A 22,878-nucleotide genomic window follows, 5' to 3' on the forward strand; every position below is an offset into this window, starting at 1 on the left:
CTAACGCGCGGTTCTCCACGCTTATTTACTGCTCGATCCGACGGCGATTTTTATATGGTGATGTCGATTTGGGGACGGCCCCTCACCGCATCTCGTCCATCGGCTCAATCCCCAAGATACCCAATCCGGCAGAAATAACAACGGAAACTGCACGGGCGAGTGCCAATTTTGTCAGCGTTGCCTTTTGGTCACCCTCATCGACAAAGCGCAAAGCGGGCTCAGAATTGCCTAAATTGTAGAAGGAATGGAACTCCGCGGCGAGCTCATTGAGGTAGAACGCGATGCGGTGCGGCTCGTGATGCTGGGCCGCCGCTTCAACGAGACGCGGCCATTCCGCCAGCTTGCGGATAAGCGCGATCTGCGCCGGATGATTGAGGCTGGAGAGATCCGCCGCCGCCATCTCGGCATCGCTCGGCTGGCCGCCCTTGGTCAGCACCGACATGATCCGCGCATAGGTATATTGCACATACCAGACCATATTGTCCTTGGACTGCTCGCGCACCTTGTCGAAATCGAAATCGAGCGGCGCATCGTTCTTGCGGGTCAGCATGACGAAACGGGCGATGTCCCGGCCCACCTCGTCGATGACATCGCTGACCAGCACGAAATTGCCCGCGCGCTTCGACATTTTGAATTCTTCGCCGTTTTTGAAGAGCCGCACGATCTGGCAGAGGCGCGCGTCGAAGGGGACTTTGCCATCGGAGAGCGCCGTGACGGCCGCGTTCATCCGCTTCACATAGCCGCCGTGATCCGCGCCGAGAACGTCGATGAGCTGGCCGAAGCCGCGCTCGATCTTGTCGTAGTGATAGGCAATATCCGGGGCGAAATAGGTCCAGCTTCCGTCGGATTTCTTCACCGGGCGGTCGCTGTCATCGCCATATTCGGTGGAGCGGAACAGCGTCTGCTCCCGCGCTTCCCAATCCTCCGGCAGCTTGCCCTTGGGCGGGTCCAGCTTGCCCTCATAGATCAGCCCGGCATCGTCCAGCTTTTTCAACGCGCCTTCGATCTTGCCGGTGCCGTAGAGCGCTTTTTCGGACGAGAACACATCCATCTCGATGCCCAGACCTTTGAGGTCCGACCGGATGAGATCCATCATCGCGTCGGTCGCAAAAACCCGCACCTCGGCCAGCCAGTCCTCTTCCGGCTTGCCGACATAGGCATCGCCGACCTTGTCCTTGAGCGCGCGGCCGACCGGGATCAGATAATCGCCGGGATAGGTGCCATCGGGGAAAGCGACCTCCTGACCATGCGCTTCGAGATAGCGCAGATAAACCGAACGGGCGAGGACATCGACCTGCCCGCCGCCATCATTGATGTAATATTCGCGGGTCACGTCATAGCCCGCAGCCCCCAGAAGGCTCGCCAGCGCATCGCCAAAGACCGCGCCGCGCAGATGGCCGACATGGAGCGGGCCGGTCGGGTTGGCGGAGACGAATTCCACATTCACCTTCTCGCCCTGCCCCATTTTGGAATGGCCGAAATCCTCGCCTGCCTTCAGGATCGCCGGGAGCAGCCCTTGCCAAACGCCTTCCGCCAGACGCAGATTGATGAAGCCCGGCCCGGCCACTTCGGCGGAGGCGATGCGTGCATCCTCGGTCAGCTTGCCAACCAGATTTTCCGCAATATCGCGCGGCTTCGCGCCTGCGGGTTTGGCCAGCACCATCGCCGCATTGGTCGCCATATCGCCATGCGCCGCATCGCGCGGCGGCTCAACCGTGACATTGCCAAAATCGAGCCCCGCGGGCAGCGCGCCCTCGGCGGTCATTGCGTCCAGCGCCGAAATCACCACGGCGCGTATGTCGGAAAACAGGTTCATCGTCATATCCTTCGTGTTGCCGAACCGATTACCGCGCGGCCCTCAAATCCGCAAGGTGGCGTCGGTCAGCTTGGCATGTTCCGAGAGCGCATAGCGGTCCGTCATCCCGGCGATATAGTCTGAAATGAGCCGCGCCTGCCCGGTCTCATCCTCGGGCAGCCCGCGCGACCATTCGGCGGGGAGCAGCATCGGGTCTTCGCGGAAGATATCAAACAGATCCTCGACAATCGCCGCCGCCCGCCGCCGCATCCGTCGCACGGTCCAGTGGCGATACATGCGCTCGTAAAGAAAGGCGCGGATCGCTTTCATCTCCTCCCACATCTCGGGCGAGAAGCGGATGATCTGCCGATCCGCCGCGCGAATATCGTCCACGCTTTGCGGATCGAGCGCGGCGATCTCCGCGCGGCTCGCCTCCAGCACATCCTCGACCATCACCCCAAACACCCGCCGCAGCGCCTCATGACGGCGGCGCTTGCGGTCGAGACCGGGGTATTTTTCATCCACTTTGGCAAAGGCGCGGGCGACCAGCGGCAGGTCTTTAAGATCCTCCACCGTGAAGAGCCCGGCCCGCAGACCGTCCTCAAGGTCATGATTGTTATAAGCAATATCGTCCGACAGCGCCGCCACCTGCGCCTCACCGCTCGCATGGGTGGCGAGCTCCAGATCATGCCGCGCGCAGTAATCGGCCAGCGCGAAATGCGGGGCGGTGACCGGGCCGTTATGCTTGGCGATCCCCTCCAGCGTCTCCCATGTCAGGTTCAGCCCGTCGAACGCGGCATAGCGGCACTCGATTTGAGTCACGATCTTGAGTGCCTGCGCATTGTGGTCAAATCCGCCATAGGGCGCCATTTTCGCGTCCAGCGCATCCTCGCCCGTGTGGCCGAAGGGCGTGTGGCCGAGATCATGCGCCAGCGCCACCGCTTCGGTCAGCTCGGTGTTGAAGCCAAGCGCCCCGGCCATGGTCCGCGCCACTTGCGCCACCTCGATGGAATGGGTGAGCCGGGTGCGGAAATAATCGCCCTCATGCTCCACAAACACCTGCGTCTTATGCTTGAGCCGCCGAAAGGCCGAGGAATGGATGATCCGGTCCCGGTCGCGCTGAAACGGGGAGCGATGCGCGGACCCCTCCTCCTCAAAAAGCCGTCCCCGGCTCTCACCCGGGTGGCTCGCGTAGTTTGTTAACATCTCTACCTCTTGGAATGTGGGGCTTTGCCCTCTACATTTGAGAGGCACCCTAACGGATCAATCCGGGTAAAGAAATATGGACCTCAACCTGCCTCCCAAAGTCACCGACCGCGCCTATGCGCAGCTTGGCCGCATCAATGACAGCGCCGGCACGGACCAGTGTTTGCGTGTCGCGGTTGAGGGCGGCGGCTGTTCGGGCTTTCAATATGACATCTCGCTGACCGACGCGCCCGAAGATGGCGACACGGTGTTCGAGAAAGATGGCCGCAAAGTGCTGATCGACGATGTGTCGATGCCCTTCCTGACCGGCGCGGTGATCGACTTCACAGAAGAGCTGATCGGCGCGCGCTTCATTATCGACAACCCTAATGCCACGAGTTCCTGCGGCTGCGGCACCTCCTTCTCGATGTGAACCGCATCTAGAACTTGCGGGCGCGCGGGCGGCGCACTACCGTCGCGCCCATGAAAATCGCGACCTGGAATATCAACGGGATCAAAGCCCGTCTGCCGCTGGTGCTGGACTGGCTCCGCACCGCCAAACCCGATGTGGCCGTCTTGCAGGAGATCAAGACCGTCGATGAGGGTTTCCCTGTCATGGAGATCGAGGAGCTTGGCTATAACGTCGCCACCCACGGTCAGAAAAGCTTCAACGGGGTCGCGATCCTGTCGAAAGCGCCGATGGAGGACGTGACGCGCGGCCTGCCGGGTGACGACGAGGACGAGCAGGCCCGCTGGATCGAAGCGACGGTCGAGGGCGTGCGCATTTGCGGGCTTTATCTGCCCAATGGCAACCCGGTGCCGGGGCCGAAATACGACTACAAACTGGCGTGGATGAAGCGGATGGAAGCGCGGGCAGAGGCGCTTCTGGCGCTTGAGGAACCGCTCGTAATGACCGGGGATTACAACATTATCCCGCAGGCGATGGACGCGGCGCATCCCGAGAACTGGCGCGAGGATGCGCTGTTTCGGCCCGAGAGCCGCGCGGCCTATCAGCGGATCGTGAACCTTGGCTTCACCGAAGCCTTCCGCATGTGGAATCCCGGCACCGTCGCCTATTCCTTCTGGGATTTTCAGGGCGGCGCGTGGCGCAATAATGACGGGATCCGGATCGACCATTTCCTCCTCTCGCCCCAAGCCGCGGACCGTCTCGCCTCCTGCACCATCGAGAAAGAGATGCGCGGGCGGGACAAGCCGTCCGATCACGTTCCGGTCTGGATCGAGCTTTCGGAATGACCCCCCGTCTCGCCGCGCTCGCCGTGGTTTTGCGGGATCAGGATGTGCTGCTCGTGCGGCGCAAGAACCCGCCCGATGCGGGGCTCTGGGGCTTTCCCGGCGGGCATGTCGAGCCGGGGGAAACGGCGCTGGACGCCGCCGCGCGGGAATGTGCCGAAGAAACCGGCGTGCGGGCCACCGCACTGAAATATCTCGACAATATCGACGAGATTGGGTGGGATGCAAACGGCGCGCTCACCCATCATTACCTGCTGACCGCCGTGCTGTGCCGCTATGAGGACGGCACGCCCGTCGCCGCCGATGATGCGCTCGATGCCCGTTGGGTGCCGCTGGCGGAGATCCGCGACAAGGCGCTGGCGATGAGTCAGCGTGTCGAGGAGATTGCGGAGCTGGCGGTCACATCCGCGCCGTAAATCCAGTCGAATTTGCTGAGATAAACGCTCGGGAGCAGCTTCCCGACACCCCACATCCCGGCATGAAGTGCCGCCCCGATCAGCCCGCTGCGATGGTAAATCCCGCTATTGCCCGCCGAGGTGTTTTGCATCCGGGTGCAGCGCGGTTTGCGAGCGGCCTCATAGGCGCTGAGACCCGCCGCATCGGGCGACGCGGCGAGGCACGCGGCCAGCACCCACGCATCCTCCAGCGCCATGGTCGCGCCCTGCGCCATGAAGGGCAGCATGGGATGCGCCGCATCGCCGAGAAGCGCGGTTTCGCCAGACACCCATGTTTTCATGGGCGGGTGGACATAGAGGCCCCAGAGTTTCGGCGCATCGCACGCTTCCAGAACCGCGCGGGCGGCGGGCGCGAGCGGCGCGAAGCGGGCCAGCATGTCGGCCTGCGCGCCGCTATGGTCCCAATCTTCCGCAACGGGCTTGGCGCGGCGCTCAATGGCGACGAAATTCACCTCGCCTCCGCCAAGCGGATAGCAGACCAAATGACGCTCCGGCCCCATGAAAATCTGCGCTGCAGGCGGGACATCCACGCCTCGCACCACGCCGCGCCATGCCGCATAGCCGGAATAGTCGGGCGCGCCTGCATCGAAGAGCCGTTCGCGGGTCGCAGAGCGCATCCCGTCGGCGGCGATGGTGAGACCTTCGGGCTGCGCATCCTGCGCGCCAAACTCAAACATCGCGCCCGCATCCTGCGCCGCGCGATAAAGCGCTTCCAGCAAAACCTGCCGCCGGATTTGCTGCATCGGCGCGCGCCATCGGGCCTCCGCCGTCTGCCCCATCGGAACGGTCGCGAGCAAGCGCCCGCTGGCCATCCGCCGAAGCTGCACCTCGCGCGGCAAATGCCCGAGCGGCTCCGCATCGACGCCAAGCGCGCGCAGAACCTTCACCCCGTTCGGGCCGATCTGGAACCCCGCCCCTTCGGTCGCGAGTGCCGGGCGGCGCTCATGCACGGAAACAGAAAAGCCGCGCCGGGCAAGCGTCAGCGCGGCTGCGGTGCCGCCAATACCGGCACCAATGATCTTCACGGGCGGACGCGCCATTAACGGTCGCGGTGCACCCGTTCCTTGCGCTCGTGACGCTCCTGCGCCTCAAGGCTCATCGTCGCAATCGGGCGCGCATCGAGGCGTTTCAGCGAAATCGGATCGCCCGTCACTTCGCAATAGCCATATTCGCCCGTCTCGATCCGGCGCAGCGCCGAGTCGATCTTCGAGACCAGCTTGCGCTCGCGGTCGCGGGTCCGAAGTTCCAGCGCACGGTCGGTCTCCTCGCTCGCGCGGTCGGCGAGATCGGGAATATTCCGCGTCTGGCTTTTCATGTCTTCAATAGTCTCGCGGCTCTCATTGAGAATTTCCGCTTTCCACGCCAGTAATTTCTGGCGGAAATATTCGAGCTGCCGCTCATTCATGAACGGCTCGTCTTCTGCCGGACGATAATCGCTGTCGAGAATCTGCTCGGACTTCATAAGTGCGTCTCCCATGCCCCCTCCTCAGCGTGTTGAACAAAATAGAGTTCAACATTCTGGCGCTCCAATAGGCCCTTTCCGCGCTAATGTCGAGACGTGGCGGCTGGATTGCGTTAAAAATCGCCGTGAATTAGGGTCACGCCAAATTCCATTGCCTGCATGTGAGGATATCCATGAAATTCACTGGCACGAAAGATTATGTCGCGAGCGACGACCTCTCTGTCGCCGTCAATGCCGCGATCACCTTGGGCCGTCCGCTGCTGGTCAAAGGCGAGCCCGGCACCGGCAAGACGGAACTGGCGCGTCAGGTGGCCGCGGCGCTCGATCTGCCAATGATCGAATGGAACATAAAATCAACGACTAAGGCGCAGCAGGGCCTTTATGAATATGACGCGGTGAGCCGGTTGCGGGACAGCCAGCTTGGCGATGAGCGCGTGCATGAGATTTCCAACTATATTCGCAAGGGCAAGCTCTGGCAGGCGTTCGAGTCGGACGGGCGCGTCGTGCTGCTCATCGACGAGATCGACAAGGCGGATATCGAGTTTCCCAATGATTTGCTTCAAGAACTCGATAAGATGGAATTTCACGTTTACGAGACTGGCGAGACGATCCGCGCCAAGCAGCGGCCCATCGTCATCATCACCTCGAACAACGAGAAAGACCTGCCGGATGCGTTTCTGCGCCGTTGTTTCTTTCATTACATCAGCTTCCCGGACACCGAGACCCTCGCCGAGATTGTCGAGGTGCATTATCCCGGCATCAAGAAACGCCTGCTCAGCACCGCGATGGAGCAGTTTTTCGCCGTGCGCGAGACGCCGGGTTTGAAGAAAAAACCCTCCACATCGGAAATGCTGGACTGGCTGAAACTGCTGCTTACCGAGGATCTCGACGCGGAAGACCTCAAGGGTGACGGGAAAAACGCGCTGCCGAAACTCCATGGCGCGCTGCTGAAAAACGAGCAGGATGTGCATCTGTTTGAACGGCTCGCCTTCATGGCCCGCCGCCGGGAGGCGCAGCGATGATCTTCCTTCTTGTGGTCCTCGCCGCCGCAGCATTCGGCTGGTATCGCGCGGGCAAACGCGGCGGCGACAAGGCGGACAAGGCGCAATATGCCGCCGCCCATGCCATTGCTTTTGCGCTGCTTTTCTATGTTCTGACCCTCATCATCCGGCTCTTGTGAGGCGCTGATGCTCGTCCGTCTCTTCGAAGCCTGCCGCGCCGCCAAAATCCCGGTCAGCATCCGCGAATATCTGACCCTGCTAGGTGCGCTCGACGCGGGGCTGGCGGATATGGATGTGACGGAATTCTACTATCTCGCCCGCGCGTCGTTGGTGAAGGATGAGCGTAACCTCGACAAATTTGACCGCGTTTTCGGTCAGGTTTTCAAGGGCATGGAGGGGATGAGCCTCGCCGATGTGGTGGCCGCGACGGACATTCCCGAAGACTGGCTGCGCAAGCTTGCCGAAAAGCACCTGACCCCCGAAGAAATGGCGGAGATGGAGGGCGCGGGCAGTCTCGACGAGCTGATGAAAAAGCTGGCCGAGCGTCTGGCCGAGCAGAAGGACCGCCATCAGGGCGGCAATAAATGGATCGGCACGGGCGGCACCTCGCCTTTTGGCGCTTACGGTTCCAACCCTGCGGGCGTGCGGATCGGGCAGGACAAGAGCCGCCATCAGCGCGCCGCGAAAGTGTGGGATAAACGAGAATTTCGCAATCTCGACGATTCCATCGAGATCGGCACCCGCAACATCAAGGTCGCGCTGAAACGCCTGCGCAAATGGGCGCGGGACGGCGCGGCGGAGGAGCTGGACCTCGACGGCACGATCCACTCCACCGCCCATCACGGCTATCTCGATGTCGTCACCCGTCCCGAGCGGCGCAATGCGGTGAAAGTGTTGCTTTTCCTTGATGTCGGCGGCTCGATGGACCCGCATATCCGCATGGTGGAGGAGCTCTTCTCCGCCGCCAAGGCCGAGTTCAAGCATCTCGAATATTTCTATTTCCACAACTGCATTTACGAGGGTTTGTGGAAGGACAATCGCCGCCGTTTCAACGAGGTGACGATGACATGGGACGTGCTGCACCGCTTCGGCGGGGACTATAAGGCGATCTTTGTCGGCGACGCGTCGATGAGCCCGTGGGAGATCGCGGTGCCGGGCGGCGCGAATGAATATGTGAACGCTGAGGCCGGGCAGGTCTGGCTCCAGCGCCTGCGCGAGCACTGGCCGGATTCGGTGTGGATCAACCCCGTGCCGGAGGCACATTGGGGCTATACCGAGAGCATCGGCATGATCCGCCAGATTTTCGAAGAGCGGATGTATCCGATGACGCTTCAGGGGCTGGAAGAGGCGACCAAAGCGCTGGCGCGGTAAGAAATTGGCGCTTTAACCGCGCGCTCTAGGCTTTTGCTTTCCCATCACAATTTCGCGCGCATTCTCGTGCAGCCGCGCGTCTCACCTTGCGATGCGCCGCGCCCGCGCTATCTTTTATCCCATGAGCAAGGCCAAGACAGAGTTCCGCCCGCTGACCAGCGCCGATCGCGACGAGATCCGCGCGCTGGCGAAACGTGCGAAAAACGCCAACACGCTGATGATGCGGGCGATTAACGCCATGGGCGGGCAGCTCGAGAATGTTCTCACCGCCCTGCCCGGCCCGGTGCAGCGCCAGATGGAGGGGATCACCGCCACCGCGCTGGAGACCGCCTATAACGCCGCGAGCCGCGTTGGCGGGCGGGCGCCGGACCTCGGGAAATACTCCCATGAGGCCGCCGTTGTGATGACGGGCGGCGTAGGCGGCGCGGCGGGCCTCTCGGCGGTTGCGGCGGAACTTCCGGTCACGACCACGCTGATTTTGCGGGCGATTCAGCGGGTTGCGGCGGATCATGGGTTTGACCCGAATGACGAGGCCGTGCGCAAGGAATGTCTCAAGGTTCTCGGCGCGGGCGGTCCCGGCACCGGCGATGACGGGGTGGACACGTCCTTCCTGACCTCGCGTTTCGCGATCCACGGCACGGCGCTGCGTGAGATCATCCAGAAGGTCGCGCCGCGTTTCGCGCTGACCATGGGCCAGAAACTCGGCGCGCAGACGGTGCCGATCCTTGGCGGTGTGGCCGGGGCGACAATCAACTACGCTTTCATCAATTATTACAAGAACATGGCGCATATCCGTTTCGGCTTGCAGGCGCTGGCGCGGGAGCATGATCCGCAGGATATCCGCTCCGCCTTTGAGGCGGCGCTCCGGTAACCAAGCGCCGGGTCGGGCGCGGCCGAAAGATGAACGCGCACCTTCCCGGCGCAGTGCGATGTTTCCTCAAAATGCAGCGGCGCCACGCCTTCAGGCGGCGGGTCTTGAGGGGCTGTCTGGCCCCGAAAGGCGCGCTATCCGGCCACCGCTTTGGCGAAACGGGGCAGGCGCGCTTTTTTGAAAAGACGGCGCTGCGTCCACGCCTCGCCGGAAAACCGCTCCACATCGGCCAGAATCCGCGCTGCGAGCGCGCACGCGGCATCCGGCGACTCGCCTGCCCAATCGGCCAGAAACGCGTCGGGATGGAAGCGCAGTACGTCGTGGCGCGCCAGAACCCGTGTCGGGAAATCCGAGAGGTTCAGGGTCACGATGCCCGCCGCCTGCGCACCGATGGCGGCGGCGAGGACATGGGCGTCGTTGGGGTCGGGCAGGACCAGATCGTCATGGGGCGGCACGGGGGCCTCCGCCGCTGGCCATGCCGCTTTCAGCGCCGCGATCTCGCCGCGCGCAATCACCTCGCCTTCAGGGCCAAGCCGCGCCGCCGCCCGCGCCCATTCCTCCAAAATCCGGCCCGACCAGAGCGGGGTGAACGCGCCCGCTTTCGCTGCGCCAAGCAAGGTTTCGCGCATGATATTGGGGTAGAGGACGCAGGCGTCGAGCAGGAGCCGCATCAGTCGAGCCGCAGGAAAATGGCTTTGAGATAAGAGGTTTCCGCGAGGGCGCTATGCACCGGATGATCCGGCCCGGCGGCCCCGGTCGCGATGAGTTGCGCGGCGCGGCGGGCGCGCCCGACACCGCGCAAGCTTGCGGTGCGGAATTTGTCGAGATCGGCGGCGTGGGAGCAGGAGCAAAGGACGAGATAGCCGCCCGGCTTGGTCAGCGCCGCCCCGGCTTTGGCGACCTTTTCGTAAGCCCTGAGCCCCGCCTCCAGCGCGCCCTTGTGCGGGGCGAAAGCGGGCGGATCGCAGACGACCACATCGAAACGCGCGCCTTCCTCCTCAAGCGCCGCCATCACGGCGAACGCATCGCCTTGGCGGGTGTGGAACCGCTCGGAAACACCGCTGGCCTCCGCGCCTTTTTCGGCCAGTTCCAGCGCCGCCGCCGAGCCATCGACCGCCAGCGCCGAGGCCGCGCCGCCCGCCAGCGCGGCGAGGGAAAACCCGCCGACATGGGAAAACACATCCAGCATATCGCCGCCCTTTGCGAGCCGCGCGGCGAAGGCGTGATTGGGGCGCTGATCGTAGAAAAGCCCGGTTTTCTGCCCGCCCAGAAGGTCCGCCATATAAGTCGCGCCATTCATCGGAACCGGGATCAGCTCGCTGACCGCGCCATGGGTGACGGCGCTGTCCTCGTCCAGACCTTCGAGCGCACGGGCACGGCCCGAGGCATTTTTCACGATGGTTGTGACGCCGGTGACGGCCGTCAGCGCCGCCGTGAGATCGTGCCACATCGCCTCGGCCCAAGCGGCATTGGGCTGGATCACCGCGACGTCGCCAAACCGGTCGATGATCACGCCGGGCAGCCCGTCGCCCTCGGCGTGGATGAGACGGTAAAACGGAGCCTTGAAAAGCCGCTCGCGCAGCGCCAGCGCGTGCAAAAGCCGCGCCTCAAGCCAGCCGCGATCAATGACGGCTTCGGGATCCCAGTCCAGCACCCGGATCGCGATTTTCGAGGCGGGATTAACGGTCGCCACCGCCAGATCGCGCCGCTCGCTGTCTTGCAGGCTGACCACCGTGCCGGGGGCGAGCGCCTTGCTGCGGCGGTCGAGAACGATCTGATCCACAAAAGCCCAAGGGCTGTCATAGCGGCGAAAACGCGCCTTCGGGCGCAGGCGGATGATGGGGTGATCTGTCATGCGCTCTCATAGCTTGGCGGCGGAAAAGAGAAAAGGGCCGCCCTCGGGGCGACCCTTTTTCAAACGATCTTTTTGAAAGATCAGGCGTGTGCGCCAACATGGAACAGGCGTGCGATGCGGGCACGGAAGTTGCTCATGTGTTCAGCGATGAACGCGCTGCGCATGGCGTGGGCGCGGTTCAGGATGTCTTCGCGTTCGCGGTTGGTCAGGTAAGTACGGGTCATTTCGTTTGCCTCTAGCAATGATCAAGTTCGTGTTCGGGGAGATAGATACGCGCCCTCACCGAGTTTTTGCACCGCAAAAAAGGCAAAACCCGCTATGCGCGGGCGTTATGGCTCACCGGAAGGCCAGATGTTTCAGATAGCGCCGCTCCAGCAGGCGAAACGCGCCGATGATGATGAAGGTCAGGATCATATAAAGCGCCGCCGCCGCGATAAGCCCCTCATAAGCCGTATAAAATTTGGCGTTGAGGGTGCGGCCCGCGCCGAGAATGTCCTGAATGGTGATGATGGACGCGACGACAGAGCCATGCAGCATAAACACGAACTCGTTACCATATTGTGGGAGCGCCCGGCGGAGCGCCGAGGGGATGATGACGAGTCGCAGGGCTTGCAGATTCGACAGGCCAAGTGCCTTGGCCGCCTCGCCCTCGCCTTTCGGGATCTGCTCGACCGCGCCGCGGATGATTTCGGTCCCGTAAGCGCCGGAATTGAGGGCAAAGGCGATCAGCGCGCACCACCAGGGCGAGCGCAGGAAGGTCCAGAGGAAGCTGTCCCGGATCACCTCGAATTGCGCGAGGCCGTAATAGATCAGGAAGAGTTGCACGAGCAGCGGCGTGCCCCGGAAGACATAGACATAGGCTTTAACGATCTGGCTGAGCACCGGCACCCGGCGGGCGCGGATGATGCCGAAGGGCAGCGCGATGCAAAAGCCGATCATGAGCGCGAGGGCGACGAGTTGGACCGTCATCCACATCCCGTCCGCGAAGAGTTGCCAGTTTTCCCAGATCAGTTCAGTGCGCATCGACGATCCCCTTCGCATATTTGCGTTCCAGACGGTCGAAGATGATCTGCGACACCCATGTCAGGAAAAGATAAAAGACGAAGACGAAGAGGTAGAAGGTGAAGGGCTCGCGCGTCGTTTTGCCCGCGTCCCCGGCGAGTTTCACGAGGTCGTTGAGGCCGATCACGGAGACGACGGCGGTTGATTTCACCAGCACCTGCCAGACATTCGCATAGCCCGGCAGGGCGAAGCGCAGGAGTTGCGGCAGGGTGACGTTCCAGAGCGTCGGGAGCGGGCGCAGGCCGAGCGCGCGCGCCGCCTCTCCCTGCCCGCGCGGGACGGTTTGATAAGCGCCCCGGAAGGTTTCCGAGAGGTATGCGCCGAAGATCAGCCCGATGGCGAGCATCCCGGCGAGGAAAGGCGAAAGGTCCACATAATCCCAGCCGAGCCGGGTGCCGATGTCGTTCAACAGGCGCTGGCCGCCGAAATAGAGGAGCAGCATCATCACGAGGTCCGGGATGCCGCGAATAAAGGTGGTGTAGATCAGCGAGAGGCCGCGCAAGATCGGGCCGCCGCCAATCACCGCCGCCGCCGAGAGCGCGCCGAGAAAGGTCGCAAGCGCGAGGGAGGCGAGCGCAAGGGCCACGGTGACGACCGCGCCGCGCATCAGAAGTTCGGAATAGGCAATGAGGCTGTCCACTTAACGCGCCTCCGCCGCGAGGGCGCGGAGGGCGTCGGCCACATCCTGCGTCTCGGTTGCGTCCGCGCCGCGCGCCTTGCGGATCTCATAGGCTTTCGCCAACACTTGCGCATGGGTCGTGCCTTGTGGCGGGTCGAATTTATAGCTCGCGAGTTCCAACAAAAGACCAAGCGGGTCGCGAAAATAGAGGCTATCCATAAAGCCGCGATCGACGATGCCGGTGTTCTCATAGCCCGCCTCGGTCAGCCGCTCCGCCGCGACGCGGATCGTCGCCTGGCTCACCATCAGCGCGATGTGATGTAAGCCGCCAACGGGCTGCCGCTGCTGGTTTTTCGGCACCGCCCGGCCCTCTTCGGTAAAGACGGTAATCGTCGTACCGTCGCCCGTGTCGAAATAGAGGTGATTGGTTTTGAAATCGTCAAGATTGGGCTGCTCGAAGAGAAGGCGCATCCCCAGCAAACCTTCCCAGAAATCAACGGAGGTTTGCCGGTCGGCACCGTTGAGGGTGATGTGATGAAGGCCCTGAACCTGCACAGTCATGCGGCGTCCTTTGGTTGTCGGCAGGCGCGAGCGATGCGCCTGCCGCACGGGTCAGAAGGGATCAGCTCGGCGAGTCGCTGCTGTCGCTGTCCGAGCTGTCCGAACCGCCATCCGAGGAGTCGCTGTCCGAGCCGCTGTCATCGGAGCCGGAGTCGGACCCGCTGTCGCTGGAGTCGGAGGAGGAATCGGACCCGGCATCAGAGCCAGCATCCGAGCCCGCATCGCTCGACGCGCTGTCGTCCGAAGCGCTGTCGTCGCTGGAGGCGTCCGAAGCTGCGTCGTCCGAGGCCGCGTCATCCGTTGCGCCCTCATCCGTCGCCGCGTCATCGGTCGCACCCTCCTCGGTGGCCGCATCGTCGGTCATCGCGTCATCGCCGCCTGCTGCGTCATCTGCTTCTTCAGCGAGCGTCTCGGCAGCGCTTTCGTCCATCTCGGCGTTGTCGGTGGTATCCACTTCACCCTCGGTCTCCGGGGAGGCCGCATTCGGGTTCGGATCTTCGCCGTAAATATCGACCTCGAAGTAATTCCCGGCGATCTCGCTGTAGCGCCCGCTTTCACGAATGGTCGCAATTGCGTCATTCAGATTGCTTTTCAGGTCATCTTCACCCTGACGGATGCCGATTCCGATGCCTTCGCCGTGGATCTCCACGGTGCTTTCCGGCTCGCCCTTGAACTCATAGCCTTCGCCATTGTCGGTCTCAAGGAAGCCTTGCGAGAGGGTCAGCGCGTCTGCATAAACCGCATCGACGCGGCCCGCCACGAGGTCCAGAACCGCCTCGTCTTGCGTCGCGTAAAGCGCCAGCTCGGCATTGGGGTGCAGACCTTCCATAGCGTCATGCGCAATGGTGCCGCGCTGCACGCCCACGGTCACGCCCGAAAGATCGCCCGCAAAGTCCACATCGCTGTCCGCAGCGGCGGCGAACTGGGTCGGAGTCTCGTAATATTTATTCGTGAAATCAATCACCTGCTTGCGCTCTTCGGTGATCGACATGGAGGCAACGATGGCGTCACATTTGCGCTCCAGAAGCGCCGGAATGATGCCGTCCCAATCCACTTTCACCATGGAACACTCGGTGCCCATCTCGTCGCAAAGCGCATTGGCGATATCGACATCAAAGCCCGTGATCGAGCCATCTGCCGAGGTTTCCGAAAACGGAGGATAGGCGCCCTCCACACAGATCCGCAGGTCCTGCGCCTGTGCCGCGATGGCCGTGCTGGCGAGAAGCGCAGCGGTGGTCAGTAGCGTTTTCATTGATACTCTCCCTAATTGAACTGGGGAAAGAATGTGAAAGCGCGTCCCCTCCGTCAAGCTGAAAGCACGTGTGACGCGACGCCCGCGCATGGACATTCGAGGCGCGCAGGGCTATGTCACGGCAAAGGGATGTGCCCCGTTGCCCCCTGTGTCGAAAGGCTTTGATGACCATTCTTCTGATCCTTCTGACCCTCGCGGTCACGCTGGTCGCGCTTCTGCTCGCGGGCCGTGCAATTCTGCGCGATGCTGCGCCGCAGCGCGCCGCCGCAGCGCAGGCAGAGCTTGTGGATGTGGCGCAGGACTCGGCGCATCTGTCCCGTGAGGCGCGCCGCCGGAACAGGGAAGAGCCCGCCGCGTCTCCGTCACGCGCTGCGCGTTATGCCAGTCTTGCGGTGCTTCTGGCTCTGCTCGCAGGTGGCGGCGCGCTTTACTGGACCATCGGCGCGCCCGGCTATCGCGACCACCCCATGGCCGAGCGCCGCGCCGCCGCCGACGCGGCCCGCGCCGCCATGCCGACCCAAGCGGAAGCCGAGGCCAACGCGCCCGATCTCGATTTCCCGGAGAACCCCGATCTCGAAGGGCTGGTCGCGGAACTCGAAACCGCGCTGGAGACCCGCGATGATCCCACCGGATGGCGGCTCCTTGCTCGCAGCAGCGCCCGGCTGGGCGATTTTGTCCGGGCTCGTGAAGCGCAGCAAAATGTCGTGGCGTCCGAGGATGCGGCCCTCGCCGACCGGGTGGATCTCGTCGAATATATGTTCTTCGCGGCGGGCGGCTATCTCTCGCCCGAGGCCCGCGACGAGTTGCAAATCGCGCTCGATCTCGACCCGGCCGAGCCGCGCGCCCGCTATTATCTCGGGCAGGCGCTCTTGCAGGATGGCGACCAAGAGGGCGGCATCGCGGTGTGGGAGGATTTGCTCGCGGACAGCCCCGCCGAGGCCCCTTGGGTTGGCGCAATCGAGGCGCAGATGGCGCAGCTTGCCCCGCTCCGCAATGAAGCGCGCGGGCCGAGCGCCGCCGATATTGACGCCGCCGAAGACATGGCCCCCGAGGATCGAGATGCCTTCATCCGCTCCATGGTTGAGGGTCTGGAATCGCGGCTCGCCACCGAAGGCGGCAGCCCGGAGGACTGGGCACGGCTGATCCGCTCGCTCGGCGTACTTGGCGAGACGGACCGCGCCCGCGCAATTGCCGAAGAGGCCGAAACCCGCTTTGCGGACGCGCCCGATGCGCTCGCCGACATTCGCGCCGCCGCGGAGAGCCTGCCATGATCCATGAGGATATCGCCGACTTCGCCGCCGCCCTGCCCGCGCATCGCGCCCTCGCCGGGCTCGATCTGGGCACCAAAACCATCGGCGTGGCGGTGTCGGACCGGCTCCTGAGTGTCGCCAGCGGCGTCGAGACCATCAAGCGTAAGAAATTCACCGCCGATGCGACGCGCCTGCTGGAGATCATCACAGACCGCGAAATTGCCGGAATCATCCTCGGCCTGCCGCGCAATATGGACGGCTCCGAAGGGCCGCGCTGCCAGTCCACCCGCGCCTTTGCCCGCAATCTCACCGGGCTGACCGACCTGCCGATCGCCTATTGGGACGAGCGCCTCTCCACCGTCGCCGCTGAACGCGCGCTCTTGGAGGCCGACATGTCCCGCGCCAAACGCGCCCAGGTGATCGACCATGTGGCGGCGAGTTACATCCTTCAGGGCGCTCTCGACCGGCTGCGGAACCTGCGATGAGTATCCCGACCCTCACCTCCCCCTGCATCGGCATCTGCCAGATCAACCGCGAGACGCGGCTTTGCCTCGGCTGTCACCGCACCATCAATGAGATCGGGGCGTGGAGCCGGATGAGCGAGGAGGAGCGCAAAGAGGTCATGGCCCTGCTGCCCGAGCGCGCCAAAACCAACACACCCCCGCGTCGCAGCGGGCGGGCGCGGCTCGCGGACAAACGGCGCGGCTGAGAAGAGCGGCGACGCCGCTTGCGGGCGGCGAGAGGCCCTTCGGCCTTGAGCCGCGCGCCGTCTAGAACAGCGCTTTTCGCAGCATGTTCAGCGCCATCAGCATCACGAAATAGGCGAACACACGCTTGAGCCGCACCGGATCGAGCCGATGCGCGAGCGCCGCACCGTAAGGCGCGGTCAGCATGGTCATGCACACCACAATGGCAAAGGCGGGCAGGTTCACATAGCCAATCGTATAAGGCGGCTTGCCCGTAATGCCCTGACCCGCCAGCAGAAACCCGGCCACGGACGGCACCGCGATCAGCGCGCCGAAGCCCGCAGCGGTCGCCACGGCGCGGTGGATCGGGCGGCCATAGAGCACCATCAGCGGCACCCCGAAACTGCCACCCCCGATCCCCATCAAGGTCGAGAAAAACCCGATCCCGGTGCCGATCACCGCGCGTTTGCCGCCCGTCGGCATGTCATCCGACGCTGCCGCGGGCCGCTTGCCAATCGCCATCCAGACGCCGACCGCAAAGCCGATCACCCCGAAAATGATCATCAATTCGCGGGATTTCAGCCCAGAAGCCACCACCACGCCGACCAGCGCACCAACCGCGATAAACGGCGCCCAGAGCTTCAGGATCGGCCATTCCACCGCGCCCTTTTTGTTGTGGGCGCCGAGCGAGCGCAGCGAGGTCACGACGATGGTTGCGAGCGAGGTCGCCACGCAGATCTGCATCAGCTGCGCGCTCTCATAGCCAAGGATCTGAAACGCATAATAAAAGGCCGGCACCAGCACGATACCGCCCCCCACCCCGAGCAGCCCCGCAATCACGCCCGCAAAGGCCCCGATGGCGGCGAGAAACAGGGTAAGTAGCAGAAAATCCATGGATGCGCTCCGGCCTCAGTCGCCGACAGTCAGATCACGGCGCGCGCGAGTATGCAAGGACCGGCGTTACGCCTTGGTCTCCTGCAATTTCGCGACCTGCTGCATCAGCATCCGCTTGGGCAGCAGCGGCGCGAGCGCGATCATGGCGCGCTGCATCGTGCTCACACCGGCGACCACGTCGAGCTTGCCCGCCTCCATCGCCTCATAGCCCGCCTTGGCCACATCTTCGGCGGACGCGGTCTTGGCGAAAAGATCGGTTTTGTCGAGCCCCGAAGCGTTGGAGAACCCGGTTTCGGTCGCGCCCGGCAAAAGCGCAGTGACGGTCACGCCGGTGTCTTTCAACTCCTCCGCGATGGCGTTGCTGAAGGAGGTCACATAGGCCTTGGTCGCGTAATAAACCGCCTGAAGCGGCCCCGGCATTTCGCCCGCGGTGGAGGAGACGTTCAAAATCCGCCCCGACCCGCGCGCGATCAGATCCGGCAAAAACAGCCGCGTCAGTTCGGTCAGTGCCATGATGTTGACATTGATCATCGCCCGGTCGCGCTCCCACTCCCGCTCGTGAAATGCGCCCTGCCCGCCGAAACCGGCATTGTTGATAAGCGTCGAAATCTCGATCCCAGCGGCTTTCACCTCGTCGTAAATTTCCGCGCCCGCGCCGGGTTTCGACAGGTCCTTCGCGATGACATGAACAGAAATGCCATGCGCCGCTTCAAGCTCCTCCTTGAGCGCATCCAACCCCGGTTGGCGTGACGCAATCGCGACCACATCACCGCCTTTTTTCGCATGGATGCGCGCCAGCTCGCGGCCAATGCCGCTCGATGCGCCGGTGATGAGGGCGGTGCTATTCATGGTCATGTCTTCACTTTCTTCCGAACAGTTTCGAGAAAGTTAAGAATGTTTAACCGTATTTCAAGAAAAGGCTCAGGCGGCGAGGTCCGTGACCCGTGCCAGCGCGGCCTCGACCAGATCCGGCCCCGCCCCGTCCTGATGCGCGCCTTCGGAGAGCATCCGTCGCCAGCCGCGCGCGCCGGGTCGTCCCTGAAACGCGCCGAGCATGTGGCGGGTGATGCGGTTGAGGCGCTCGCCCTTGGTCAGCTCCGCCTCGATATAGGGGAGCATCGCGCGCACGGCCTCTTCGCCGGTGACATCGCGCGCGGCGCCGAAATAGAGCCGGTCCACCCGGCCAAGACCGGCCGGTTCGTGATAGGCCGCGCGGCCCAGCATCACACCGTCGAGATCGCCCATTTCCTCCAGCCCATGCTCTGGCGAGGTCAGCCCGCCATTGAGGAAAATCTGCAAGTCAAACCGCCGTTTCATCGCATGGACCAGCGGATAATCGAGTGGCGGAATGGTGCGGTTGTCCTTGGGCGAGAGGCCCTCCAGCCACGCCTTGCGCGCATGGACCGTGACCCGGCGCACGCCCGCATTCTGCATGGCGTCAAGGAAGGTCGGCAGCGCCTCCTCGGGGTCCTGCTCATCGACACCGATACGGCATTTCACCGTGATCTCGGGGCCGCCCGGCGCGGCGTCCTGCATGGCCTTGACGCAATCGGCCACGAGCGCGGGCGACTTCATCAAAACCGCCCCGAAACAGCCCGACTGCACCCGGTCCGACGGGCAGCCGACATTGAGATTGATCTCATCATACCCACGCGGCGCGGCGATCTTCACGGCCTCGGCAAGCTCCGCCGGAACCGAGCCGCCCAATTGCAGCGCGCAAGAGGCCTCCACCGGGTCTCCCGCGAGCAGCCGGTCCCGGTCGCCATGGATCAGCGCGGGCGCAGTGACCATCTCGGTATAGAGCAGCGCGTGCCGGGTGAACTGGCGGTGAAAGACGCGGCAATGCCGGTCGGTCCAATCCATCATCGGGGCGACGCTGAAGCGTGTGGCGGGGGCTTTGTGATCCATTGCGGTGGCAAGCTGGGGTTAATTGCAAAAACGGCGCGGACCTAATGGCCCGCGCCGGTGCTATAGCGTGATTACGCGAAGGCGAAAAGGGCGCGCTCAGGCGTCCTCGGTCTCGCGCAGGGTCGGATAGTCGATATAACCCTCCGCGCCGCCGCCATACATCGTGTCGCGATCCGGCTCGGCGAGCGCGGCGCCGGTTTCCAGACGCGCAACCAAATCGGGGTTCGCGATGAAGTGGTGACCGAAGGCGATCAGATCCGCGCCCTCTGCCAGCATCTTTTCCGCCAGCTCGCGGTCATAGCCGTTATTGGCGATATAGGTGCCGCTATAGAGGGCCTTGAGAGCGTCATAATCAAACGGCGCCACATCGCGCGGCCCGCCGGTCGCCCCTTCGATCACATGCAGATAGACCGGGCCGATCTTGTCGAGCTCCGCCACGATATGCTCGAAGAGCGGCTGCGGATTGCTGTCGCTGATCCCATTGGCGGGGGTGACGGGCGAGATGCGGACGCCTGTGCGCTCCGCGCCGATTTCCTCGGCCACCGCTTCGACAACTTCGATCAGCAGACGCGCGCGGTTCTCGATGGAGCCGCCATAAGCGTCGTCCCGCTGGTTCGCCCCATCCTTGGAAAACTGGTCGAGCAGATAGCCATTCGCGCCGTGGATCTCGACCCCGTCAAAGCCCGCTTTCATCGCGCAAGCGGCAGCGTGGCGGAAATCCGCGATGATGCCGGGGATTTCGTCCAGCTCCAGTGCGCGCGGCGTGGATGTATCCTCGAAACCGCCATTCACAAAGGTCTTTGCCTCGGCGCGGATGGCCGACGGCGCAACGGGCGCGTCGCCATTCGGCTGGACCGAAACATGCGAGATCCGCCCCGTATGCCAGATCTGCACGAACATCTTGCCGCCCTTGGCGTGGACCGCGTCGGTCACTTCGCGCCAGCCTGCGATCTGCGCGTCGGTGTAGATGCCCGGCGTGTCCTGATAGCCCTGCGCTTGCGCGGAGACCTGCGTGGCTTCGGCGATGATGAGCCCGGCAGAGGCGCGCTGCGCGTAATATTCCGCCGCGTGAGGGCCGGGAACAAGGCCGTCCGCCGCACGGTTGCGGGTCAGCGGGGCCATCACGACGCGGTTTTTGAGCGTGATCGGGCCAAGCGAATAGGGTTCGAAAAGATCGGATTGGGTCATGTGTCTGACTCCTTCTGAGTGGACGGCGCATGTAGGGATGCGCGACGGGGCGATCAAGGGCGGGTTGAACGTCGTGACGCGGCGCTTATCTCCCTCTGACCCATGAAAGGAGGCCGCCATGGCCGAGACCCCTCTCCCCCTGCGAGACCGGCTGTATCAGGACGGGCAGATGTCCGTCGGGATCGTGCTGCCGATGCGGCAACATGCTGACGAGACTGTGGATTTTCGGACGCAGCTGGCTCATGCGGCGCTGGCCGATCAGCTTGGTTTCGACGCGATCTGGGTGCGCGATGTGCCGTTGAGCGGGCCGTGGTATCCCGAAACCATCGGCCATCCGGACCCGTTCACCATGCTCGGCGCGATGGCCGCCACGACCGAGCGCATCGCCTTTGGCACCGCCGCGACGGTGCTGCCGAGAGCCTCGCTCCCAGCGTTCAAAACCGTTACGGGATAACCGGCAGCCCTCTCACTCTCTTGAATTTTGCCAATTCAAGTATGGTTGTTTCGATTTAGAACCGTTTGACGGGAGATGAATGACCCAAGGAAAAACGAATATGCGGAGAAGAATCCTATCCATAGAGCTATAATTCCCGTTTGCACGATTGACACGGTCGACCCACGGTAGACTACCTTGGCCTCGTAGTTTGCAGACCTTAGCAGCTCACGATACTGCCCTGGGCAACTATCTTCGGCGCTTGCAAGATACCTTGTGGGATTGGCTGCAATGAGTTTCAAACTTTCATCGGACCAGCCGCATCCGAGGGTTACAACCGTTCTATCAGGATCATTGGGGATCTCATAGGTAAACGTCGGCTTGATAATTAAGTATATGATTAAGATGAGCGTGGCGGCGATTAGCGAAATAACCATGGTGCGAGAAAGCTTCTTTTTGCTCACCGTTGAATTTAACTGAAATGCCAAAGCCACAAGCGCTAGAGTATAGAGGCCACTCAACAGCACGATGCCAATTCCAGAGTTTGGTGCTAGGCCGGAGAACTGGCTGAGGAGTGGAATAATTGCAGATCCACCTACAGCCCAAGCGAGAGTTTGGCGGTAATTTTCTAAGACTTCCGTGAACTTCATTTCATCACTCAGCAGCTTGGAGTTGGAATATTAAACTCTGCATCAGATGTACTTTGATTAACATCCAAGAACTCCGTGTCAAACGAACCTTCAATTGCACATCCAGAAAGCGATGCACGGTATCGCCAGACACCGGAAGACAGAACTTGCGGATTGGGCACAACTCCGGGGCAAGAACTCATGTCCCATGGAAAAACACCTTCGATAACGCATAGATCATAGTAAAAGGCGGGTATTGCGCTGAGGCTATCCAGTGTCTGCGCCGAAAGAAGACGAACAAAGTTCGCTCCCGCACCACACCCCTCATAGAAGTTCACAGCAATAAGGATCGGAGATCTGCGCGTTGAAAAGAGCGACTGATTAAGGGACAAAAGTTGCCTATCGTCATATAGGTCGGAATTAAAGTTCCCAGAAAGTCGCAATCCCTCTTCTGCAAGCGCAAATTCAAGCCGAAGATAAACTATCTCTGCGCGTAGAAGAGATTCGTCTAATGGCCGGAAATTCTCCATTGTTAAATTCGCGTAGCTTGGAATGCCGTAAGGACGCAACTTAACCCCGCACTCTTCTAACGCGAATACTTTGTAGTCCGCCCCCTGTCGCACTGCCGAACGAACCTCAGCCGGGATTTGTGCCGCCGCCTGCTCGGCGTACATTCCACAAAGGACAGCATCGTCGTTGGGCAGGTCGCATTCACCAGAAATTGCTGAATGAATATATCCCGAACCCGGAGTGTTAAACATCCTCAAGAACTCTTGGTCGTCGCTGGCTACCATTGTGCGCAGAAGTGTCTGTGCGCTTTCCGGAAGTGCCTGACACCAAGCGAGGGACGGCAAACTACAAAGAATAACGCATAGCCATCGGGTCATTGAATAGCCCTTTCAATCGTATCGATGACCAGTCTGCACTAGGCTGAGGCATGTGACAACACATTCGCGGTTCCCTCCATCACCAACCGCGCATCTTTATAGGGCTTCGAGCGCGCGACCCCCGTGATCCCGTGCACGAAATCGAAGACGCTCTCTGGCGGGTGGCCCTCCTCGGCCAGCACTGTGTCGAAGATCCGCGTAGTCGCCGCCTTTGACAACCCGCGTTTGCGGAGGAAATTCTGAAGGTCCTCGGCCGACCGCAC

29 protein-coding genes are annotated in these 22,878 nt (G+C 62.5%); 11 read left to right on the forward strand and 18 right to left on the reverse strand.

What is annotated here, in order from left to right; all coding sequences use genetic code 11:
• Positions 1 to 82: 82 nt before the first annotated feature.
• Both argS and ACMA5I_RS10675 read right to left on the reverse strand, forming a co-directional pair.
• Positions 83 to 1,816, reverse strand: coding sequence for an arginine--tRNA ligase (gene argS, locus ACMA5I_RS10670; protein ID WP_525886250.1), 1,734 nt, complete (start codon positions 1,814 to 1,816; stop codon positions 83 to 85).
• Between the two features lie 42 nt (positions 1,817 to 1,858).
• Entirely contained in the window at positions 1,859 to 3,001 is a 1,143-nt protein-coding gene (locus ACMA5I_RS10675; RefSeq protein WP_525886251.1) for a deoxyguanosinetriphosphate triphosphohydrolase, read from the reverse strand.
• A 76-nt stretch (positions 3,002 to 3,077) separates the two neighbouring features.
• Between ACMA5I_RS10675 and ACMA5I_RS10680 the strand changes: the two genes are divergently transcribed.
• From ACMA5I_RS10680 to ACMA5I_RS10690, 3 genes are read left to right on the forward strand one after another with little or no spacing between them, the layout of a single operon-like run.
• Positions 3,078 to 3,413, forward strand: coding sequence for a HesB/IscA family protein (locus ACMA5I_RS10680; RefSeq protein ID WP_525886252.1), 336 nt, complete (start codon positions 3,078 to 3,080; stop codon positions 3,411 to 3,413).
• Between the two features lie 50 nt (positions 3,414 to 3,463).
• Positions 3,464 to 4,234, forward strand: coding sequence for an exodeoxyribonuclease III (gene xth / locus ACMA5I_RS10685; RefSeq protein WP_525886253.1), 771 nt, complete (start codon positions 3,464 to 3,466; stop codon positions 4,232 to 4,234).
• Positions 4,231 to 4,647 (forward strand): NUDIX hydrolase, encoded by a 417-nt coding sequence (locus ACMA5I_RS10690; RefSeq protein WP_525886254.1) that lies wholly within the window; start codon positions 4,231 to 4,233, stop codon positions 4,645 to 4,647. The genes xth and ACMA5I_RS10690 overlap by 4 nt, the downstream gene beginning before the upstream one ends.
• Here ACMA5I_RS10690 and ACMA5I_RS10695 read toward each other — a convergent pair.
• Together ACMA5I_RS10695 and dksA are read right to left on the reverse strand one after the other, a co-directional pair.
• On the reverse strand, positions 4,599 to 5,726 hold the full coding sequence (locus tag ACMA5I_RS10695) for an FAD-dependent oxidoreductase (RefSeq protein WP_525886255.1): 1,128 nt from the start codon (positions 5,724 to 5,726) through the stop codon (positions 4,599 to 4,601). The two genes, ACMA5I_RS10690 and ACMA5I_RS10695, sit on opposite strands and share 49 nt — an antisense overlap.
• Complete coding sequence (dksA, locus tag ACMA5I_RS10700; protein WP_525886298.1) at positions 5,726 to 6,148, reverse strand: RNA polymerase-binding protein DksA; 423 nt, start codon at positions 6,146 to 6,148, stop codon at positions 5,726 to 5,728. The genes ACMA5I_RS10695 and dksA overlap by 1 nt, the downstream gene beginning before the upstream one ends.
• Positions 6,149 to 6,321: 173 nt before the next feature.
• On the opposite strand from dksA, the gene ACMA5I_RS10705 reads away from it, so the two are divergent.
• The 4 genes from ACMA5I_RS10705 (at position 6,322) to ACMA5I_RS10720 (ending at position 9,391) form a co-directional block, all read left to right on the forward strand.
• The gene (locus tag ACMA5I_RS10705; RefSeq protein ID WP_525886256.1) at positions 6,322 to 7,170 is read left to right on the forward strand and encodes an AAA family ATPase; all 849 of its coding nucleotides are present in this window, start codon (positions 6,322 to 6,324) and stop codon (positions 7,168 to 7,170) included.
• Complete coding sequence (locus tag ACMA5I_RS10710) at positions 7,167 to 7,328, forward strand: hypothetical protein (protein ID WP_525886257.1); 162 nt, start codon at positions 7,167 to 7,169, stop codon at positions 7,326 to 7,328. Before ACMA5I_RS10705 ends, ACMA5I_RS10710 begins: the two co-directional genes overlap by 4 nt.
• A 7-nt stretch (positions 7,329 to 7,335) precedes the next feature.
• Positions 7,336 to 8,520: a vWA domain-containing protein gene (locus ACMA5I_RS10715; protein WP_525886258.1), complete on the forward strand. Its 1,185-nt coding sequence runs from the start codon at positions 7,336 to 7,338 to the stop codon at positions 8,518 to 8,520.
• Positions 8,521 to 8,641: 121 nt separating this feature from the next.
• A complete protein-coding gene (locus ACMA5I_RS10720) occupies positions 8,642 to 9,391 on the forward strand; it encodes an EcsC family protein (RefSeq protein ID WP_525886259.1) in 750 nt (249 codons plus the stop codon).
• A gap of 134 nt (positions 9,392 to 9,525) precedes the next feature.
• Here the strand turns inward: ACMA5I_RS10720 and ACMA5I_RS10725 are convergent, their stop codons facing one another.
• The 7 genes from ACMA5I_RS10725 to ACMA5I_RS10755 all read right to left on the reverse strand — a co-directional run bounded on the left by ACMA5I_RS10725 (position 9,526) and on the right by ACMA5I_RS10755 (position 14,740).
• Entirely contained in the window at positions 9,526 to 10,062 is a 537-nt protein-coding gene (locus ACMA5I_RS10725) for an RSP_2648 family PIN domain-containing protein (protein WP_525886260.1), read from the reverse strand.
• On the reverse strand, positions 10,062 to 11,246 hold the full coding sequence (locus ACMA5I_RS10730; protein ID WP_525886261.1) for an RSP_2647 family RNA methyltransferase: 1,185 nt from the start codon (positions 11,244 to 11,246) through the stop codon (positions 10,062 to 10,064). The genes ACMA5I_RS10725 and ACMA5I_RS10730 overlap by 1 nt, the downstream gene beginning before the upstream one ends.
• A gap of 80 nt (positions 11,247 to 11,326) precedes the next feature.
• The gene (locus ACMA5I_RS10735) at positions 11,327 to 11,470 is read right to left on the reverse strand and encodes an RSP_7527 family protein (RefSeq protein WP_525886262.1); all 144 of its coding nucleotides are present in this window, start codon (positions 11,468 to 11,470) and stop codon (positions 11,327 to 11,329) included.
• Between the two features lie 112 nt (positions 11,471 to 11,582).
• On the reverse strand, positions 11,583 to 12,269 hold the full coding sequence (locus tag ACMA5I_RS10740; protein WP_525886263.1) for an ABC transporter permease: 687 nt from the start codon (positions 12,267 to 12,269) through the stop codon (positions 11,583 to 11,585).
• Positions 12,259 to 12,948, reverse strand: a complete 690-nt coding sequence (locus ACMA5I_RS10745) for an ABC transporter permease (RefSeq protein ID WP_525886264.1) — start codon at positions 12,946 to 12,948, stop codon at positions 12,259 to 12,261. The genes ACMA5I_RS10740 and ACMA5I_RS10745 overlap by 11 nt, the downstream gene beginning before the upstream one ends.
• Entirely contained in the window at positions 12,949 to 13,488 is a 540-nt protein-coding gene (locus ACMA5I_RS10750) for a VOC family protein (RefSeq protein ID WP_525886265.1), read from the reverse strand.
• A gap of 61 nt (positions 13,489 to 13,549) precedes the next feature.
• A complete protein-coding gene (locus tag ACMA5I_RS10755; protein ID WP_525886266.1) occupies positions 13,550 to 14,740 on the reverse strand; it encodes a transporter substrate-binding domain-containing protein in 1,191 nt (396 codons plus the stop codon).
• Between the two features lie 164 nt (positions 14,741 to 14,904).
• On the opposite strand from ACMA5I_RS10755, the gene ACMA5I_RS10760 reads away from it, so the two are divergent.
• The 3 genes from ACMA5I_RS10760 to ACMA5I_RS10770 are packed head-to-tail and all read left to right on the forward strand — an operon-like array spanning position 14,905 to position 16,699.
• Positions 14,905 to 16,011 carry a tetratricopeptide repeat protein gene (locus ACMA5I_RS10760; RefSeq protein ID WP_525886267.1) on the forward strand — a complete coding sequence of 369 codons (1,107 nt, stop codon included), beginning with the start codon at positions 14,905 to 14,907 and terminating at the stop codon, positions 16,009 to 16,011.
• Positions 16,008 to 16,475, forward strand: coding sequence for a Holliday junction resolvase RuvX (gene ruvX / locus ACMA5I_RS10765; protein ID WP_525886268.1), 468 nt, complete (start codon positions 16,008 to 16,010; stop codon positions 16,473 to 16,475). Before ACMA5I_RS10760 ends, ruvX begins: the two co-directional genes overlap by 4 nt.
• Positions 16,472 to 16,699: a DUF1289 domain-containing protein gene (locus tag ACMA5I_RS10770; protein WP_525886269.1), complete on the forward strand. Its 228-nt coding sequence runs from the start codon at positions 16,472 to 16,474 to the stop codon at positions 16,697 to 16,699. The genes ruvX and ACMA5I_RS10770 overlap by 4 nt, the downstream gene beginning before the upstream one ends.
• A 61-nt stretch (positions 16,700 to 16,760) precedes the next feature.
• On the opposite strand, the gene ACMA5I_RS10775 is transcribed toward ACMA5I_RS10770, so the two are convergent.
• The 4 genes from ACMA5I_RS10775 to ACMA5I_RS10790 all read right to left on the reverse strand — a co-directional run bounded on the left by ACMA5I_RS10775 (position 16,761) and on the right by ACMA5I_RS10790 (position 20,666).
• Positions 16,761 to 17,570, reverse strand: coding sequence for a sulfite exporter TauE/SafE family protein (locus tag ACMA5I_RS10775; RefSeq protein ID WP_525886270.1), 810 nt, complete (start codon positions 17,568 to 17,570; stop codon positions 16,761 to 16,763).
• A gap of 66 nt (positions 17,571 to 17,636) precedes the next feature.
• Positions 17,637 to 18,419 carry an SDR family NAD(P)-dependent oxidoreductase gene (locus tag ACMA5I_RS10780; protein WP_525886271.1) on the reverse strand — a complete coding sequence of 261 codons (783 nt, stop codon included), beginning with the start codon at positions 18,417 to 18,419 and terminating at the stop codon, positions 17,637 to 17,639.
• Between the two features lie 72 nt (positions 18,420 to 18,491).
• Positions 18,492 to 19,478 (reverse strand): tRNA dihydrouridine(20/20a) synthase DusA, encoded by a 987-nt coding sequence (gene dusA, locus ACMA5I_RS10785; RefSeq protein WP_525886272.1) that lies wholly within the window; start codon positions 19,476 to 19,478, stop codon positions 18,492 to 18,494.
• A 96-nt stretch (positions 19,479 to 19,574) separates the two neighbouring features.
• Positions 19,575 to 20,666: an alkene reductase gene (locus ACMA5I_RS10790; protein WP_525886273.1), complete on the reverse strand. Its 1,092-nt coding sequence runs from the start codon at positions 20,664 to 20,666 to the stop codon at positions 19,575 to 19,577.
• A gap of 118 nt (positions 20,667 to 20,784) precedes the next feature.
• On the opposite strand from ACMA5I_RS10790, the gene ACMA5I_RS10795 reads away from it, so the two are divergent.
• Complete coding sequence (locus tag ACMA5I_RS10795) at positions 20,785 to 21,120, forward strand: LLM class flavin-dependent oxidoreductase (protein ID WP_525886274.1); 336 nt, start codon at positions 20,785 to 20,787, stop codon at positions 21,118 to 21,120.
• 35 nt (positions 21,121 to 21,155) lie between these two features.
• Here ACMA5I_RS10795 and ACMA5I_RS10800 read toward each other — a convergent pair whose 3' ends face one another.
• The 3 genes from ACMA5I_RS10800 to ACMA5I_RS10810 all read right to left on the reverse strand — a co-directional run bounded on the left by ACMA5I_RS10800 (position 21,156) and on the right by ACMA5I_RS10810 (position 22,878).
• Positions 21,156 to 21,749: a hypothetical protein gene (locus ACMA5I_RS10800; protein ID WP_525886275.1), complete on the reverse strand. Its 594-nt coding sequence runs from the start codon at positions 21,747 to 21,749 to the stop codon at positions 21,156 to 21,158.
• Between the two features lie 8 nt (positions 21,750 to 21,757).
• Positions 21,758 to 22,522, reverse strand: coding sequence for a hypothetical protein (locus tag ACMA5I_RS10805; RefSeq protein WP_525886276.1), 765 nt, complete (start codon positions 22,520 to 22,522; stop codon positions 21,758 to 21,760).
• A gap of 131 nt (positions 22,523 to 22,653) precedes the next feature.
• Complete coding sequence (locus tag ACMA5I_RS10810; protein ID WP_525886277.1) at positions 22,654 to 22,878, reverse strand: hypothetical protein; 225 nt, start codon at positions 22,876 to 22,878, stop codon at positions 22,654 to 22,656.

Source organism: Jujubicoccus corallicola, from assembly GCF_047345645.1.
Taxonomy (GTDB): Bacteria; Pseudomonadota; Alphaproteobacteria; order Rhodobacterales; family Rhodobacteraceae; genus JBLEFH01.

What these genes read in the sequence shown, in the direction of transcription:
- argS (WP_525886250.1), bottom strand. Translation starts at nt 1,816, where the DNA reads ATGAACCTGTTTTCCGACATACGCGCCGTGGTGATTTCGGCGCTGGAC.
- ACMA5I_RS10675 (WP_525886251.1), bottom strand. Translation starts at nt 3,001, where the DNA reads ATGTTAACAAACTACGCGAGCCACCCGGGTGAGAGCCGGGGACGGCTT.
- ACMA5I_RS10680 (WP_525886252.1), top strand. Translation starts at nt 3,078, where the DNA reads ATGGACCTCAACCTGCCTCCCAAAGTCACCGACCGCGCCTATGCGCAG.
- xth (WP_525886253.1), top strand. Translation starts at nt 3,464, where the DNA reads ATGAAAATCGCGACCTGGAATATCAACGGGATCAAAGCCCGTCTGCCG.
- ACMA5I_RS10690 (WP_525886254.1), top strand. Translation starts at nt 4,231, where the DNA reads ATGACCCCCCGTCTCGCCGCGCTCGCCGTGGTTTTGCGGGATCAGGAT.
- ACMA5I_RS10695 (WP_525886255.1), bottom strand. Translation starts at nt 5,726, where the DNA reads ATGGCGCGTCCGCCCGTGAAGATCATTGGTGCCGGTATTGGCGGCACC.
- dksA (WP_525886298.1), bottom strand. Translation starts at nt 6,148, where the DNA reads ATGAAGTCCGAGCAGATTCTCGACAGCGATTATCGTCCGGCAGAAGAC.
- ACMA5I_RS10705 (WP_525886256.1), top strand. Translation starts at nt 6,322, where the DNA reads ATGAAATTCACTGGCACGAAAGATTATGTCGCGAGCGACGACCTCTCT.
- ACMA5I_RS10710 (WP_525886257.1), top strand. Translation starts at nt 7,167, where the DNA reads ATGATCTTCCTTCTTGTGGTCCTCGCCGCCGCAGCATTCGGCTGGTAT.
- ACMA5I_RS10715 (WP_525886258.1), top strand. Translation starts at nt 7,336, where the DNA reads ATGCTCGTCCGTCTCTTCGAAGCCTGCCGCGCCGCCAAAATCCCGGTC.
- ACMA5I_RS10720 (WP_525886259.1), top strand. Translation starts at nt 8,642, where the DNA reads ATGAGCAAGGCCAAGACAGAGTTCCGCCCGCTGACCAGCGCCGATCGC.
- ACMA5I_RS10725 (WP_525886260.1), bottom strand. Translation starts at nt 10,062, where the DNA reads ATGCGGCTCCTGCTCGACGCCTGCGTCCTCTACCCCAATATCATGCGC.
- ACMA5I_RS10730 (WP_525886261.1), bottom strand. Translation starts at nt 11,246, where the DNA reads ATGACAGATCACCCCATCATCCGCCTGCGCCCGAAGGCGCGTTTTCGC.
- ACMA5I_RS10735 (WP_525886262.1), bottom strand. Translation starts at nt 11,470, where the DNA reads ATGACCCGTACTTACCTGACCAACCGCGAACGCGAAGACATCCTGAAC.
- ACMA5I_RS10740 (WP_525886263.1), bottom strand. Translation starts at nt 12,269, where the DNA reads ATGCGCACTGAACTGATCTGGGAAAACTGGCAACTCTTCGCGGACGGG.
- ACMA5I_RS10750 (WP_525886265.1), bottom strand. Translation starts at nt 13,488, where the DNA reads ATGACTGTGCAGGTTCAGGGCCTTCATCACATCACCCTCAACGGTGCC.
- ACMA5I_RS10755 (WP_525886266.1), bottom strand. Translation starts at nt 14,740, where the DNA reads ATGAAAACGCTACTGACCACCGCTGCGCTTCTCGCCAGCACGGCCATC.
- ACMA5I_RS10760 (WP_525886267.1), top strand. Translation starts at nt 14,905, where the DNA reads ATGACCATTCTTCTGATCCTTCTGACCCTCGCGGTCACGCTGGTCGCG.
- ruvX (WP_525886268.1), top strand. Translation starts at nt 16,008, where the DNA reads ATGATCCATGAGGATATCGCCGACTTCGCCGCCGCCCTGCCCGCGCAT.
- ACMA5I_RS10770 (WP_525886269.1), top strand. Translation starts at nt 16,472, where the DNA reads ATGAGTATCCCGACCCTCACCTCCCCCTGCATCGGCATCTGCCAGATC.
- ACMA5I_RS10775 (WP_525886270.1), bottom strand. Translation starts at nt 17,570, where the DNA reads ATGGATTTTCTGCTACTTACCCTGTTTCTCGCCGCCATCGGGGCCTTT.
- ACMA5I_RS10780 (WP_525886271.1), bottom strand. Translation starts at nt 18,419, where the DNA reads ATGAATAGCACCGCCCTCATCACCGGCGCATCGAGCGGCATTGGCCGC.
- dusA (WP_525886272.1), bottom strand. Translation starts at nt 19,478, where the DNA reads ATGGATCACAAAGCCCCCGCCACACGCTTCAGCGTCGCCCCGATGATG.
- ACMA5I_RS10790 (WP_525886273.1), bottom strand. Translation starts at nt 20,666, where the DNA reads ATGACCCAATCCGATCTTTTCGAACCCTATTCGCTTGGCCCGATCACG.
- ACMA5I_RS10795 (WP_525886274.1), top strand. Translation starts at nt 20,785, where the DNA reads ATGGCCGAGACCCCTCTCCCCCTGCGAGACCGGCTGTATCAGGACGGG.
- ACMA5I_RS10800 (WP_525886275.1), bottom strand. Translation starts at nt 21,749, where the DNA reads ATGAAGTTCACGGAAGTCTTAGAAAATTACCGCCAAACTCTCGCTTGG.
- ACMA5I_RS10805 (WP_525886276.1), bottom strand. Translation starts at nt 22,522, where the DNA reads ATGGTAGCCAGCGACGACCAAGAGTTCTTGAGGATGTTTAACACTCCG.